Annotated in this window: 17 protein-coding genes; 9 read left to right on the forward strand and 8 right to left on the reverse strand. The window is 59.7% G+C overall.

Annotated features, from left to right (window positions below; all coding sequences use genetic code 11):
* Positions 1-11: 11 nt before the first annotated feature.
* Both SM753_RS17905 and SM753_RS17910 read right to left on the reverse strand, forming a co-directional pair.
* Positions 12-1,931 (reverse strand): cation-translocating P-type ATPase, encoded by a 1,920-nt coding sequence (locus SM753_RS17905; RefSeq protein WP_004594624.1) that lies wholly within the window; start codon positions 1,929-1,931, stop codon positions 12-14.
* Positions 1,932-1,935: 4 nt separating this feature from the next.
* A complete protein-coding gene (locus SM753_RS17910; RefSeq protein ID WP_004594622.1) occupies positions 1,936-2,151 on the reverse strand; it encodes a heavy-metal-associated domain-containing protein in 216 nt (71 codons plus the stop codon).
* A 201-nt stretch (positions 2,152-2,352) separates the two neighbouring features.
* On the opposite strand from SM753_RS17910, the gene SM753_RS17915 reads away from it, so the two are divergent.
* On the forward strand, positions 2,353-2,877 hold the full coding sequence (locus SM753_RS17915; protein ID WP_004048660.1) for a helix-turn-helix domain-containing protein: 525 nt from the start codon (positions 2,353-2,355) through the stop codon (positions 2,875-2,877).
* A 29-nt stretch (positions 2,878-2,906) separates the two neighbouring features.
* Here the strand turns inward: SM753_RS17915 and SM753_RS17920 are convergent, their stop codons facing one another.
* On the reverse strand, positions 2,907-4,373 hold the full coding sequence (locus SM753_RS17920; RefSeq protein ID WP_011222406.1) for an amidohydrolase family protein: 1,467 nt from the start codon (positions 4,371-4,373) through the stop codon (positions 2,907-2,909).
* 328 nt (positions 4,374-4,701) lie between these two features.
* Between SM753_RS17920 and SM753_RS17925 the strand changes: the two genes are divergently transcribed.
* From SM753_RS17925 to SM753_RS17960, 8 genes are all read left to right on the forward strand, one after another.
* Positions 4,702-6,096 carry a permease gene (locus tag SM753_RS17925; RefSeq protein ID WP_004594620.1) on the forward strand — a complete coding sequence of 465 codons (1,395 nt, stop codon included), beginning with the start codon at positions 4,702-4,704 and terminating at the stop codon, positions 6,094-6,096.
* Positions 6,097-6,359: 263 nt separating this feature from the next.
* Complete coding sequence (locus SM753_RS17930) at positions 6,360-6,821, forward strand: MarR family transcriptional regulator (protein WP_004594619.1); 462 nt, start codon at positions 6,360-6,362, stop codon at positions 6,819-6,821.
* 168 nt (positions 6,822-6,989) lie between these two features.
* Positions 6,990-7,310, forward strand: a complete 321-nt coding sequence (locus tag SM753_RS17935; protein WP_004594618.1) for a hypothetical protein — start codon at positions 6,990-6,992, stop codon at positions 7,308-7,310.
* A gap of 57 nt (positions 7,311-7,367) precedes the next feature.
* Positions 7,368-7,721, forward strand: a complete 354-nt coding sequence (locus SM753_RS17940; protein WP_004594617.1) for an SHOCT domain-containing protein — start codon at positions 7,368-7,370, stop codon at positions 7,719-7,721.
* Between the two features lie 95 nt (positions 7,722-7,816).
* Positions 7,817-8,233 carry a DUF302 domain-containing protein gene (locus SM753_RS17945; RefSeq protein ID WP_004594616.1) on the forward strand — a complete coding sequence of 139 codons (417 nt, stop codon included), beginning with the start codon at positions 7,817-7,819 and terminating at the stop codon, positions 8,231-8,233.
* Positions 8,234-8,236: 3 nt separating this feature from the next.
* Positions 8,237-8,590, forward strand: a complete 354-nt coding sequence (locus tag SM753_RS17950; protein ID WP_004594615.1) for an SHOCT domain-containing protein — start codon at positions 8,237-8,239, stop codon at positions 8,588-8,590.
* A 123-nt stretch (positions 8,591-8,713) separates the two neighbouring features.
* Positions 8,714-9,022 (forward strand): thioredoxin family protein, encoded by a 309-nt coding sequence (locus SM753_RS17955; RefSeq protein ID WP_004594614.1) that lies wholly within the window; start codon positions 8,714-8,716, stop codon positions 9,020-9,022.
* 19 nt (positions 9,023-9,041) lie between these two features.
* Positions 9,042-9,788, forward strand: coding sequence for a plastocyanin/azurin family copper-binding protein (locus SM753_RS17960; RefSeq protein WP_004594613.1), 747 nt, complete (start codon positions 9,042-9,044; stop codon positions 9,786-9,788).
* A gap of 284 nt (positions 9,789-10,072) precedes the next feature.
* On the opposite strand, the gene SM753_RS17965 is transcribed toward SM753_RS17960, so the two are convergent.
* The 5 genes from SM753_RS17965 to SM753_RS17985 form a co-directional block, all read right to left on the reverse strand.
* The gene (locus SM753_RS17965) at positions 10,073-10,825 is read right to left on the reverse strand and encodes an ABC transporter permease (protein WP_004594612.1); all 753 of its coding nucleotides are present in this window, start codon (positions 10,823-10,825) and stop codon (positions 10,073-10,075) included.
* Positions 10,822-11,424 (reverse strand): ABC transporter permease, encoded by a 603-nt coding sequence (locus SM753_RS17970; RefSeq protein WP_225935280.1) that lies wholly within the window; start codon positions 11,422-11,424, stop codon positions 10,822-10,824. Before SM753_RS17970 ends, SM753_RS17965 begins: the two co-directional genes overlap by 4 nt.
* A 127-nt stretch (positions 11,425-11,551) precedes the next feature.
* On the reverse strand, positions 11,552-12,175 hold the full coding sequence (locus tag SM753_RS17975) for an ABC transporter ATP-binding protein (RefSeq protein ID WP_004594610.1): 624 nt from the start codon (positions 12,173-12,175) through the stop codon (positions 11,552-11,554).
* A gap of 216 nt (positions 12,176-12,391) precedes the next feature.
* A complete protein-coding gene (locus tag SM753_RS17980; protein ID WP_004594609.1) occupies positions 12,392-12,994 on the reverse strand; it encodes an AsnC family transcriptional regulator in 603 nt (200 codons plus the stop codon).
* A gap of 59 nt (positions 12,995-13,053) precedes the next feature.
* Positions 13,054-13,194, reverse strand: coding sequence for a YHS domain-containing protein (locus tag SM753_RS17985; RefSeq protein WP_011222411.1), 141 nt, complete (start codon positions 13,192-13,194; stop codon positions 13,054-13,056).
* Between the last annotated feature and the right edge of the window lie 51 nt (positions 13,195-13,245).

The raw sequence follows: 13,245 nt of genomic DNA on the forward strand, positions 1-13,245 counted from the left end.
GTGTCTCGTGGTCAGTAGCGGAGCAGTCGCATCCCGTTGAGGATGACGAGGAGGACGCTGGCCTCGTGGACCAGCATTCCCGACGCGAGGGTGACGTAGCTGGTGAGCACGCCCGCGAGGAGGACGGTCACGGTCAGCACCGCGAGCCCGACGTTCTCGAGGACGTTCCAGCGCGTCGCCTTGCTGAGTTTGACCGCGTACGGGATGCGTTCGAGGTCGTCGGCCATCAACGCCATGTCAGCCGTTTCGATAGCGGTGTCCGTTCCCGCAGCACCCATCGCGATGCCGACATCGGCAGTGGCCAGCGATGGCGCGTCGTTGATGCCGTCGCCGACCATCGCGACGACGTGGCCGTCGGCCTGGTAGCCCTCGATGACGGACTGCTTGTCCTCGGGGAGGAGTTCGGCACGGTACTCGTCGATACCGACCTCCTCGGCAACGGCAGCGGCCGTCCGCTCGTTGTCGCCGGTGAGCATCACCGTCTCGATGCCAGCGTCTTGGAGCGCCGCGACGACCCCAGGAGCGGCCTCCCGGAGCTCGTCCCGCATCGCAATCGCGCCGATGATGTCCCCGTCCCGAACGACGTGGACGACTGTCTCGCCGCGCCCCTCACGCTCGCGGACGTAGTCGGCGACCCGATCGGGGACATCGACGTCGCGGTCGTCCAGCAGCGCGCGGTTGCCGACGACGACTTCCTGGCCATCGGCATGGGCGATGACGCCCTTGCCGGCGACCACGTCGAAGTCGTCGGGATCGGGGACCGACCTGCGCCCCACGTCCGTATCGTCCGCTTGGGCGACCGTCGCTCCACCGTCCGTCGCAGCCGTCTGGCGTTCGCGGGCCATGTCGACGATGGCGTCCGCGAGGTGGTGTTCGCTCTTCTTCTCGGCGGTCGCTGCGAGCGAGAGGACGTCGGCGGCGGCGACGCCGAACCCCTCGATACCGGAGACGGTGGTCTCGCCCTTCGTGAGCGTCCCCGTCTTGTCGAAGGCGACGAGATCGATCTTGCCGGCGCGTTCGAGGTGTTCGCCGCCCTTCATCAGCACGCCCGACCGGGCGGCGTTACCGATGGCCGAGACGATGCTGACCGGTGGCCCGATGACCAGCGCGCCCGGACAGCCGATGACCAGCAGCGTCAGCGACAGGATCGCGTTCTGCGTGACCGCGTACGCGCCGATAGCCAGGGCAATGACGGCCGGCGTGTAGTACTTCGCGAACCGGTCGATGAGACTCTCCGTGGGCGACTGAGCCTCCTGGGCCTCCTCGACGCGACGGATGATCCGTTCGAGAGTCGTATCCGATCCCGCTCCCGTCGTCCGGATTTCTAGCGCGCCCTCCTGGTTGACCGTCCCGGCGTACACCTCGTCGCTGTCGGCCTTGTGGACGGGCGCGCTCTCGCCGGTGACCGGCGCCTGGTTGACTGCGCTCTCGCCGTCGACGACGGTTCCGTCGACCGGGATCTTCCCGCCCGGCTTTACGACGACGACTTCGCCCTCTTCGACATCGCGGGCGGAGACCTTTTGGAGTGTCCCGTCGCGACGGACGGTCGCCGTGTCGGGCGTCATCTCCAGTAGCTCCTGAAGTGCCGTCCGGGTCTTCCGCATCGTCCGGCCTTCGAGGTAGCTGCCAAGGCTGAACAGGAAGACGACGGCGGCGGCTTCCCAGTACTCCCCGATGACGATAGCACCGATGGCGGCCAGCGTCACCAGCGTCTTGATGCCGAGCGTCCGGTTGGTGACCTCGTGGTAAGCGGTCTTGGCGATGTCGTAGCCACCCACGACCGTCGCGAGGACGAGGATGGCGGCGCTTGCCATCTCGAAACTCGTGAGGTAGCCGAGACTCCAGCCACCGCCGTACAGCAGGCCGCTTGTCGCCGTGACGATGGCCTTCCGGTGGTTCCGGTAGTACTGCGTGATCGATTGTTTGTTCATAGTGTTAGGCGGGCTGGGGAGTGTACCCCTGGTTTTCGATGGTCTCTGCGAAGGCGTCGGGGTCAGCGACGCTGTCGTCGTACTCGATCTCGACGCGGCCGGTCGCGTAGTGGACTTCGACGTGCTGGACGCCGTCGACGTTCGACAGGGCGCGTTCGACGGTACTCGCGCAGGTCGGGCAGTCGAAGTCGAGGACGCGGAATTGGGTTGTGTCGCTCATTACAGTTTGAGATAGTGCCCGTACCTCAATAAGTATTTTTTATATGATATGTTTGAATTCGCATACGAGTCGTTGGAACAGTCAAACGGGTCGTCTAGGGCTTTCGCTATCGCGGGTCCATCCTGTACTGGATACCTCGACAGACACCTACCCGACTCCTGCCCCGCTACCTTTTCCCGCGTGCTCGCGCTCAGTCCTCGTATGAGTGATTCCGATACCGACCACCGTCTCGACGACATCGCGGTGCGAGACACTCGGATTTCGGACGCCATCGACGAGCCGATGCGGGCGATGGTCCTCGACATTCTGTCCGAGGAAGCCCTAACTGCGACCGAGGTCCACGAACGCCTCGACGATCGCGGCATCGACCGGACGGAGAACACGGTCCGCCATCACATCAACGAGCTCCGGGATGCGGGCCTCGTCGACGTCGTTCGCTTCGAGGAGGGGCGTGGTGGGACGACGAAGTACTACCACGCGAACACGATCGTCCTCTCGTACTCACTACCAGATTCGGCCGACGCCGCCGTCGAGGAGATGATCGACGCTGCCCAGCCCCAGATCACGGACGCGCTCACTACGCTCACCGACGAGTACGACGACGCTATTGAGGAGATCGTCGAGGATATGCAGCCCTGCGAGCACTGCCAGACCCAGAAGTACGAGACGTACGTTCTTCTGACCGTCCTGCGACGTGCGTTCGTTCGCGCCCACAGAAATTCCTGAGGGGGAACCACCCCTACGCTGGCAGGGTCTTAGAAGGAGAACCGATCACGCGCGGATTGCATCGCGAGGCGAGTCAGGAGTCGCGCAGGGCCACGCTTTGGGAGGTCCCGTACAGTCTCGATGCTGGTCGGCGGTTCACTACCACCAATGTCTAACTCCCAGCCTGTCTCGTCCATGAAGCGTTCGACAGCCTGATTTACTCGCTGTCGCACGTCGTCCGAGTCCATTGTCTCGGGCACACCATTCCGGAGGACGACGTCGCCGTCAACGATCACTGTCTCGACGTCGGCCGGGACCGCGTTGTTCACGACGTGTGCGGGAACGTTGGTCAGTGGCGTGAACTTCGGTTTGTCGACGTCGAGGAGGATAATATCCGCGCGCTTTCCCGCTTCGATACTGCCGATCTCGTCGCCCATCCCCAGCGCGCGTGCGCCCTCGATAGTGAGCATTCGTATCAGTTCCATCGAGTCGAACTGCCCGGCTGAACGCTTGAGATTTGCCGCCAGCCGAGCTTGCCGCGCTTCACCGAACATGCTGTACGAGTCGTGCCAGTAGTGGTCGTCAATCCCTACTCCGACGTCGACGCCGGCGGCTCGAAGCTCGGGAACGGGCGTCCACTGCGTCTCCCCGTCCGGATTCCAGTAACAGAAGACGGACGGGCAGTGCGCAACAGCCGCGTCCGCCTCGGCGGTTCGCTGGATGTCCTCTTCGTCGCCGAGGCGGAAGTGAGCAGCGACCAGTCGGTCGTCCAGGAGTCCAACGTCGTCGAGCAATCCTACCGAGTCCTCGCCACCGTTCGCTCGTGCCATCGTGTTACTCTCCTCGAGTTCGAGCAAGTGCGTGTGGACGAGCAGGTCCGGATACTCTGCGGCGAGGGATGCGGTCCGTTCCCACAGCTGCCGGGTACACGACCAGTCGTCGTGCGGGCAGATCGTCGCCCTGATTCGGCCGTCGTACGTGTCGTGGTACGTTTCGACGAACTCGCGAGCACGGGAGAACTGCTGATCGACTGGTTGGTCCCAGAAGAGGTCCGAGATCGCCGGGCCGAAAAATCCGCGGAGCCCTGCTTCCCCGAACGCCTCTGCACCTGCGGCAGGCCGTGCGTCCATCGAGTTCACGGTCGTGACACCGCCCAAGAGGAAATTGAGCGCTGCGAGCTCGACGCCTGCCTCGACGAGGTACTCGAATTCGCCGTTCCCTAATCTGTTAAACAAGGCCGTCCCACTCCCAAGCATCTCCGTCAGCTCGAGTTCGCTAAACGCACCGATGAGCGGTGTCATCTCCAAGTGCGTGTGGGCGTTCACCAACCCCGGCATCACCAGTTTCCCGTTCCCGTCGATAACGGTGGACGCTTCTAATTCTCCGTCTCCTGCACGTGATGGTCGGACTTCTTCGATACAGCCATCGGTGATGCATACTGTGCCGCGCTCGTACAGGCGGTTCCGCTCGTCGGCTGTGAGAACGAGTGCATCATGGATTGCCAGATCGACAGCCATCGTAAATTAGGAAGTGGATGTGACAGTTACCGTACTGGACAACCGAGCAGGCCGGCGAAGGCTGTTCTTCCAGGTGGTGTTCCCCTCATTTGGGATATCATCGGTCTCTACTGGTCCCATTAGCCTCTAATACGTCGGCGTGATTTAATCAGATTCCCCTTTTGAATCTGAAGTCGGATTCCGTGGAGCTTGTGGAGGTTTGCAATGTTTTCCCCTCTTCACGATAGATCATCTATGGCCGACGGTTACGATGCCATAGTACTGATACCCTCATAGGCAGTATATTCTAATCAAAACCGCAATAGATGATCCCTACAATGATACACCTATGCAGGCGACGATAATCGACGGAGTTCTTGAATCCCTTCGTATCGGTGTCGGATTTCTCTGGACGGCGGCGTGGGCGATCATCATGGGCCTCACGATTACGAGTCTCGTCCAGGTCTACGTCTCGAAGGAGCGGATGGCACAGGTGCTGGGTGAGGGCGATCTAACTGGACTTACCAAGGCGACTGTGTTCGGAGCAGCAAGCAGTGGCTGTAGTTTCGGCGCCGTCGCCATCGGGAAGGGCCTGTTCAAGAAGGGGGCGCACGCGGTGAACTTCCTCGCGTTCATGTTCGCGTCGACGAACCTCATCGTCGAACTAGGGCTGATGATTCTCATCCTGCTTGGCTGGGAGTTCCTCGTCGCGGAACTGCTCGGCGGCCTGATTCTCATCGCCGTCATGGCCGCCATCGTCCACCTCACGCTTCCCGAAAACCTGTTTAACGAAGTCCGCGAGAAGCTCAACGAGCGCGACCGCCAGGCGGGCGTCACGGAAGATCCCACCTGCGGGATGGAGGGGAAAGACGAGTACACGCTCACGACCGACGGCGGTGAGACGCTCAAATTCTGCTCGGAGGGCTGTATGGAGACCTATCGCCAGGAGACGTCGAGTAGCGGCGGGTGGCGTGACGAGTTGCTGTCGTGGGGTGGCTGGTACAAGGTCGGGAATCAGTACCGCAAGGAGTGGTCGATGATCTGGAAAGACATCGTCGCCGGCTTCCTTATTTCTGGGTTCGTCATCGTCTTCGTCCCGCAGTGGGTGTGGAACACGCTGTTCATTCAGGGCGACGGCCTGCTCGTGACTGCCGAGAACGCCGTCATGGGCGTCATCATCGCCGTCCTCAGTTTCGTCGGCAGTATGGGCAACGTCCCGTTCGCCGTCGCGCTCTGGGGTGGTGGCGTCAGCTTCGCCGGGATCATCGCGTTCGTCTACGCCGACCTCATCACCGTGCCCGTCCTGAACGTCTACCGGAAGTACTACGGCTGGAAGGTGATGCTGTACATCCTCGGCGTCTTCTTCGTCACGATGGCGTTCACCGGCTTCCTCATGGAGCTGCTGTTCGACGCGCTGGGTATCGTTCCAGATCTGGCGGGCGGCGAGACGGCGACTGAACAGACGTACTTCGAGCTCAACTACACGTTCTACCTCAATATTATCGCCTTTGCGCTCTCCGGGTTCCTTCTGTATGTCTACCGGCGGGGACTCGGCGCACCAGGTCAGTATCGAGATCCGGTGTGCGGGATGCGAACCGACGATGAGGGCCCGAGTGCGTCCCACGATGGGACGACGTACTATTTTTGCTCAAAGAAATGCAAGCGTACGTTCGAAGAAGAACCAACGGAATTTACTAATCAAAGCCCGCAAATATCGAGCCACGATCACGATCATGACCACTGATGATCGCACTGTGGTTCATCCGCTGTGATGGGGTTCATCATCACAGTTTCAATCCGCAATTGTCACACCTACTGCGCTCAAATAGACGGTATGAATAGTCAAATCCCGCAACTCGGGGCTGTCATATGAATCGCCGTCGAGCAGATACTGTCGTCGGTGTGCTTCTCGGGTTCGTTCTCCTGGCCGGCGGGGTACTCAGTTGGCGGGCCTATCAACAGCGTCGGGCTATCGAGCAATCGATGGGGTCAATGATGGGTTCATCTATGGGAACGATGCACGGCCCAGACCCCCTCTGGTACGTGGTTGGAACCCTGCTGGTTGCTGGCGTTATCGGTGGCGTCTATTACGTGGTCCGGGGAGAACTCACCGATCCAGAAGTGGCCGACACAACGGCGCCTGTCGATCCTGCACAGACATCGGCGGCAACAGCTACGTCGATGGATGATGACGCTGCACCGGCGACGTCTATCAATCCTGAATCGGACCCCCAAGCACGCGTTCTCGATCTCTTACCGGATGATGAACGACGCGTCCTCGAACCCGTCCTGAACTCCCCCGGAATCACGCAGATTGAACTTCGGGATCGATCTGAGTTCTCGAAGAGTAAAGTAAGCCAGACCGTGAGTTCACTCGAGGAGCGAGGTCTGCTGTATCGGGAACGACAGGGTCGGACCTATCGTGTGTATCCGAGTGATGACCTTCGGCAGCAACAACCGGGAAAATAGTCGCTATCTATCGGGCGCTCTCCCTCTCGAATTCCGTAGGTATGAACGGTCTCCCTCGAGCAAAACGGTTAGAAGATGTTATAGACGTTCTCGAACGTTCTCCTGTATGGATTCACACCCATGTCGATAACTCCCGAGCAGGCCTACGAGTAACCGAGGAGAGAGACAATGACCAACTTCAAACTCGGCCGGTGGCTGCTCGTGGCGCTCGCGATTGTCGGACTCGCGTTCGCCGCACCGGCAGTCAGCGCACACGACAACGCAACGACCGCTGACGACGCGCCTACGGACAATGCCACCGCAGATGAATGGGCCACTTGGATGGAGGCACAGATGACCGAACACATGGGCCCGGGTAGCGTCGAGTGGATGGAGTCGCACATGGGTGTGACCGTCGACGAGATGGCCCAGGACATGGCTGACGGGGAATACCACGACGGGGCTGACGACGGCTACAACGGCGGGATGTACGGGCAGGGCCACTGCTGACGGCTCTGGCCGTTTCGATCGCTCCAATCGAACACCACAACTCACCAACGCAAGATAATGACGCAACTCACCACTCACATCGGACGCACTGCTCGGCGACTCGCGATCCTCGCCGTCCCGCTGCTAGTTGCGGCGACTGGACCGGCTGTTGCCCACGGTAGTGGGAGCTACGGCGGCGGCATGATGGGGGGCGGCTGGGGCCTCTTCGGTGGAGCGATGGGGCTCTGGGGGTTCCTCTGGATGGGGCTCCTCATCGCCGTTCCGCTCTACATTGTCTATGCGCTCCTCAATCGAGGCTCCGGTGGGAACGAAGAGCAGTCGCTGTCGGTTCTCCGTGAGCGCTACGCCCGCGGAGAGCTCTCGGATGACGAATTCGATCGGCGGCGAGAACAGCTCGAACGCACCGGATGACTGGAGCAGCTGCTGTTCCAGCCGATACATCATATTCCCAACGGCCGCCGTTGCGGCACCCAACCGTTAACCCCGTAGACGGGGTATGATACTTCATGGAATACACAATACAGACTTCAGTCACCGGTGAGTTCGACGACGTCGTCGACACGACGATTGCGGCGCTCAAAGACGAAGGATTCGGCGTCCTCTGTGACATCGACGTCCAAGCGACGCTCGAGGAGAAACTCGGCGAGGAGTTTCGACAGTACTGCATCCTCGGTGCGTGCAACCCGGGGCTGGCACACGAGGGCCTGAACGAAGAGATCGAACTCGGCGCACTCCTCCCGTGTAACGTCATTGTCTACGAAACCGACGGCGGCGAGGTCATGGTGAGTGCCGTCGACCCACAACAGCTCGTCGGCATCGCCGACAACGAGGCACTCGACTCGATCGCGAACGAGGTCCACGACCGGTTCGAACGCGTTCTCGCCAGCGTCGCGGACGAACTCGAATCATCGACCGAGATCTGAACCATGACATCATCAAACCAACTCGACACCACAACCATCGTCCTCCTCATCCTCGGGGCGATCATCGTCCTCCCCTTGCTCACGATGGGGATGGGATTCGGCGGGATGATGGGATACGGTGGAATGATGGGTGGATACGGGACGACCAGCGGCTGGTGGCCACTCGTCGGGATGCTCGTCCAGCTGGTCTTCCTCCTCCTCCTGCTCGGTGGCGGATATCTCGTCTTCCGTCGCGTGACGGCATCGCAGTCGTCGCGGAATCCCGCAATGGAGGAGCTGCGTATGGCATACGCCCGCGGAGATCTCACCGAGGAAGAGTTCGAGGCGCGTCGGAACAAGCTCGAACGCTCGGAGTGACGGTCCGACCACCAACCTCCGGCGTTACTCACGTCCGGCCCCTTGGAATCCGAAATCTGTGACCCTCACAGCTTTCGGATGTGAATAGAAGTGTGCTAAAAGCATAAGACCATACTAGCTACTATGACGGAAGTTATCCTGTTCACACAGGAGACTTGTGGAGCGTGCGCAACGCAGCGAGAGAAAAACGAGGGTATCGAAGATGCGTATCCGGATGTCGAGTTCCGGGAGGTCGACATCCAGACCGATCTGGAGACGGCCGAGGAGTACGGTGTCCGAAAGACGCCAACGACGCTCGTGTATGCAAACGGGGAACAGACGGCCGAGTTCATCGGCATCGTCGACCGGGACGAATTGGAGGCTGCCATCGAGAGCGCCGGCCAGCAATCGCCCGGACTCACGAACCGGCTCGCCAGCATCATCCGTGGATAACAGAAGCCAACCAGCTACAATGACAGACTACAGTAGACGCCAGTTCCTGGGAGCGCTCGGTGCTGGCACAGTCGCGAGTGCGGGATTCACCCAACCAGTCGCCGCACAGGAGACGCCCGTCGTGAAGATGGGCAACAACTACTTCGACCCGATCGGGCTCCACGTCGAACCTGGCACGACCGTCCGCTTCGAGATAGCAGCCGGAGCTCACTCGGCGACGGCCTATCCGGACCGCGTTCCCGCCGACGCCACCGCCTTCGACAGCGGGACCATCTCGCAGGGGAGCTTCGAGCACACGTTCGAGGTGCCCGGAACGTACGACTACTACTGCATCCCTCACAAGACGGTCGGCATGGTCGGTCGCATCGTCGTTGGTAGCCCTGGCGGTCCAGCTGAAGACAGCCCGATCCCGGACGGCGAGGTCCCAGACAGCGAAACGATCGTCCAGAACGGCGCCGTTGCCGTCGGCTCGGACGTCGACGGCAGTGGGAGTACCGATGGCGGAATGATGGGTCCAGGGATGATGCACGGCCGGAACGGTGGATGGTTCGGTGGGCTGCCGTTCGTCGGCGGGGCACTCGGGATGCTGGGGCTGGTCGGCGGCTTCCTCTACTGGGCAATGGGTCGAGGCGATGCACCTCCAGAGAGTGACGATTCCGCTATGGAAACCCTCCAACGTCGTTACGCACGAGGCGAGATCGACGAAGAAGAGTTCCAGAAGCGTCGTGAACGGTTGGAGACTGGGAGTGAAGACCCATCTCGGTAAGGCGCGGTGTCGTCGCCATTTCTACACGCCTGAGGTCCCTCGCTCAGGAGTCCTTCGAAGACCTGTTCCTACGCCGCGGCACTTCTCCGCGGAACGTAAGCCGCACTCATCGGTGCCCAGAGAACGAGGGACACAGCAGCAACCAGAGTCCACCGAACCGTTTGCCCGATCAGACGGTCGTAGTGAAATCCGAGTCAAACTATCCAATTGAGCGAAGCTGGATATAGTGCTGTTTGGGTCTTCTCCCCTACAGTTACCGGAGTAAGTAGTCTACTGGCCTGATCTTACTTCTCCTGTGTAATTCGGTAGTAGACGCCGATTGTGAGGACAGCTACGAGGAGGAGGTATCCAGTAGCCCACACCAATGAGAGAGTCGTATCTACGTCCGTTGTGAGTCCGGTATCGACCATCACACGGACGGGCCAATAGCCGGGGAGTAGTTTCATCCACCATTCGGGCTCGGACTGGATGAACAGCGGATCCTGGAAGAGTCCGATATCGAGCATCGGGAGAATCAGCATTAGCCACATCCCGGCTAGGCGGTCGAAAACGGCCCCGACGAGCATCCCGATGAGACCATACGTGACCGAGACGACGAGCATCGCTGCGACGAACCACCAGAGATGCTCAGGCTGGAAATCGACGAGCATCACGCCGACTGAGACGCCGGTAACGATGAGAGTGATTGCTGCGAGGACCCCAAACCGGGCAGTGATTACCTGTCGTGCACGATAGCCGGCGACTGCCAGACGACCGTCTGTGTCTTTGGCTTCTCGCATCAGGAACAACCCGGCGAGTCCCGCGATGAGGGCGCTCGTAATCGGCGTCATAATCACGCCGTGGACCTCAGGCATCCCTCGCATGACCGTCACCGTCTCACCGTCGACGAGCGTCCGAACCGGCATCTCGACGTCCTGGGTGACTGCGAACGCCAACGTGATGAACGAGACCGGTAGGACGACCAGTAGAGCGACGAGGACGTAGTTTCGCGCCTGTTCTTTGATGCCGATTGTGAACGCCGTTGTCGTACGACTCATGCGGACCACCCACCACTGGTGCGCATCGTCACTCCGAACACTGCGGTGACGAGTACAAGCAGGACTAGCAGGTATCCGGCGACGAAGCCGAGATCACCCGTCGTATATGTGCCTTGGAACATCGCCTCCTGAAGGAGTTCCTTTGGATGATAGAGCGGGAAGTATTCCACGAACTCGGGAACGTCGGCGGCCAGCGGACTGTCGCCACTGAGGAACGCATCCATCATCGCAAGGAACACCACGACGAGCGAGCCTTCGAACAGTCGTGGAAGGAGCGCCCCGACGAGTGCGCCAAGAAACGCATAGACGAGGCCGGCAAGTACGAGGAATACGAACGTCAGGACAGGGGCTTCCGGTGAAATCGTCAGCCAGAGAACGCCGTAGTTTACGGCAGCCACGACGACGGTCACACCTCCGAGCGTCGCTAATCGAGTCGCAAGCAGTGTTCGGGGTGGATAGCCTGTCTGAACGAGTCGCCGATCGGCTGCACGCGCACTAATCATCTGCGCGAGTCCCATCAGGCCGGCAATGATGGCGACCCCGAATATCGCTCCGAGGAGGCGACCTAGCTCGATCGGAATCGCCTCGACCGTCGGCATACTTGGTAACCCAGCCATTGCTTGTCCCCAGCCTTCGATAACGACAATCGGAAGGAGAAGTGCTAGGACAACATTCAGGGGGGTTCTGAGGAAGGTGGAGACGTTCGCCCGAATCCCCGTCCAAACCCTATTCATCGGTCTCTTCCCCCCGTTCACTGGCCGTTGCATCAGTCTCGCCTTCCTGGTCAGTCACGTCGTAGACCTGTCCGTCACGAACCTCATAGATGCGGTCGAGACGACTTTGCTCTTCGATCAGGTGTGAAATCATCGTGACAGCTGTTCCGTCGGCAGCGAGTTCCTCGGCGAGATCCCAGAACGTGAGATACGTTTCCCAGTCGAATCCAGTGTAGGGCTCGTCCAGCATGAGGACGTCCGGATCGTGCATCAGGGCGATACTGAGATTGATTTTCTGCCGGTTTCCACCACTGAGTTGGTCGATTCGGTAGTCAAGGTACTGCTCGAAATCGAGTTTCGACGCCAAGCGGTGTTTGGCCTCGTCGATTTCTTCGGCGGTCATTCCGTATCCGGAACCGAACAGTCGGAACGTCTCTCCGACCGTCAAGCGGTCGTAAAGCAGTGGTTCCTGTGGACACCAGCCAACGGTTCCCGTCCGTTCGACTGTTCCGGAATCCTGTTCGAGGACACCGACGAGGATGTTCATGAGCGTGGATTTGCCCGACCCGTTCGCGCCGACGATCCCGACGATTTCCCCCGTCCGAATTTCGAGATCGGCATCGGTGAGGACGGTCACTGACCGCGTAAATGGAAAACTCGATCCGTACGTTTTTTCAATCTCATTAGCACGGACGAGTACCTTGTTGCTTGTAGCTTCTCCTTTGGTGGTTGTGGACGCTTCCATAGGTGTATACACACGCTTCTAATTCACTGCGATTACTGTTTCAAATCAAAACTATTTGCAGCAAACTCGTAAGCAATCAGGAATTGAGTATACAGCTAATGCTAGACTCTAAGCATCAGATTTCTCTTGACTTTCTGTATACTGTTCCCTATACGTTGTTTCACAGTTCTCACTGCAAAACTGCTGGAGTGAACCACCGACACGGGTGGCTAGTCCGTCTTCACCGACAGTGGTTCCGCAATTTGCACATTTGAGTGCGGATTCAGTCCCCTCGGCATACGCTGATTGAGCAGCGTTCGACAGCAGTTGTACGTCGTATCGCCGCACGTCAGTCAGTGGTAGATATTGCTGCGCCCAGTTTCCGACTGTATTCCGCGGCGGCGTCGCAACAGCTACGATTTCGCCCTCCGCAGTTGTGAATACGTGTTCTACGGCTGGGGTCTCGAGGATCGATTCTCGAAGAGAATCCGTCTTTCCGAGCTCAGGCTGGAGGCGTACCATGACGTGTATCCGGTTTTCGTACTGTGTGAGGTCGAGATCAACGGTGAATCGACGAATGACATCTTCTTGCTCCAACTGACGGACGCGTGCTGAAACGGACGGGGGTGAAAGATTTACAGCCTCAGCAATAGTGCTGTAGGGTCGTCTCGCGTTCTCCGCTAAAAGACGGAGGATTTCGCGATCCGTGTCGTCAAGTTCTGGTTGGGTCATCGAAAGGCGGAATGGGGGTGGGTGTGGGGGAGCTACGACGCAGGTGTGGGGTGTGACGGTTAGACGTACTCCTCCGGTGTCGAGGTGAACGTCTCCTTGCAGCCCTCGGCACAGAAGTAGTACGTCTGACCGTCGTACTCAGCTGTGGCCGCCGGATCACTTTCATCGACGTCCATTCCACAGACTGGATCAGTTGCCATTCGGTTTCACCCCACATCAATGGTACGAGGGCCTGAATCAAGCAATTTGTT

The organism is Halostella sp. PRR32 (assembly GCF_034808085.1).
Lineage (GTDB): Archaea > Halobacteriota > Halobacteria > Halobacteriales > Natronoarchaeaceae > Halostella > Halostella pelagica.

What these genes read in the sequence shown, in the direction of transcription:
- SM753_RS17905 (WP_004594624.1), bottom strand. Translation starts at nt 1,931, where the DNA reads ATGAACAAACAATCGATCACGCAGTACTACCGGAACCACCGGAAGGCC.
- SM753_RS17910 (WP_004594622.1), bottom strand. Translation starts at nt 2,151, where the DNA reads ATGAGCGACACAACCCAATTCCGCGTCCTCGACTTCGACTGCCCGACC.
- SM753_RS17915 (WP_004048660.1), top strand. Translation starts at nt 2,353, where the DNA reads ATGAGTGATTCCGATACCGACCACCGTCTCGACGACATCGCGGTGCGA.
- SM753_RS17920 (WP_011222406.1), bottom strand. Translation starts at nt 4,373, where the DNA reads ATGGCTGTCGATCTGGCAATCCATGATGCACTCGTTCTCACAGCCGAC.
- SM753_RS17925 (WP_004594620.1), top strand. Translation starts at nt 4,702, where the DNA reads ATGCAGGCGACGATAATCGACGGAGTTCTTGAATCCCTTCGTATCGGT.
- SM753_RS17930 (WP_004594619.1), top strand. Translation starts at nt 6,360, where the DNA reads ATGGGAACGATGCACGGCCCAGACCCCCTCTGGTACGTGGTTGGAACC.
- SM753_RS17935 (WP_004594618.1), top strand. Translation starts at nt 6,990, where the DNA reads ATGACCAACTTCAAACTCGGCCGGTGGCTGCTCGTGGCGCTCGCGATT.
- SM753_RS17940 (WP_004594617.1), top strand. Translation starts at nt 7,368, where the DNA reads ATGACGCAACTCACCACTCACATCGGACGCACTGCTCGGCGACTCGCG.
- SM753_RS17945 (WP_004594616.1), top strand. Translation starts at nt 7,817, where the DNA reads ATGGAATACACAATACAGACTTCAGTCACCGGTGAGTTCGACGACGTC.
- SM753_RS17950 (WP_004594615.1), top strand. Translation starts at nt 8,237, where the DNA reads ATGACATCATCAAACCAACTCGACACCACAACCATCGTCCTCCTCATC.
- SM753_RS17955 (WP_004594614.1), top strand. Translation starts at nt 8,714, where the DNA reads ATGACGGAAGTTATCCTGTTCACACAGGAGACTTGTGGAGCGTGCGCA.
- SM753_RS17960 (WP_004594613.1), top strand. Translation starts at nt 9,042, where the DNA reads ATGACAGACTACAGTAGACGCCAGTTCCTGGGAGCGCTCGGTGCTGGC.
- SM753_RS17965 (WP_004594612.1), bottom strand. Translation starts at nt 10,825, where the DNA reads ATGAGTCGTACGACAACGGCGTTCACAATCGGCATCAAAGAACAGGCG.
- SM753_RS17970 (WP_225935280.1), bottom strand. Translation starts at nt 11,424, where the DNA reads ATGCCGACGGTCGAGGCGATTCCGATCGAGCTAGGTCGCCTCCTCGGA.
- SM753_RS17980 (WP_004594609.1), bottom strand. Translation starts at nt 12,994, where the DNA reads ATGACCCAACCAGAACTTGACGACACGGATCGCGAAATCCTCCGTCTT.
- SM753_RS17985 (WP_011222411.1), bottom strand. Translation starts at nt 13,194, where the DNA reads ATGGCAACTGATCCAGTCTGTGGAATGGACGTCGATGAAAGTGATCCG.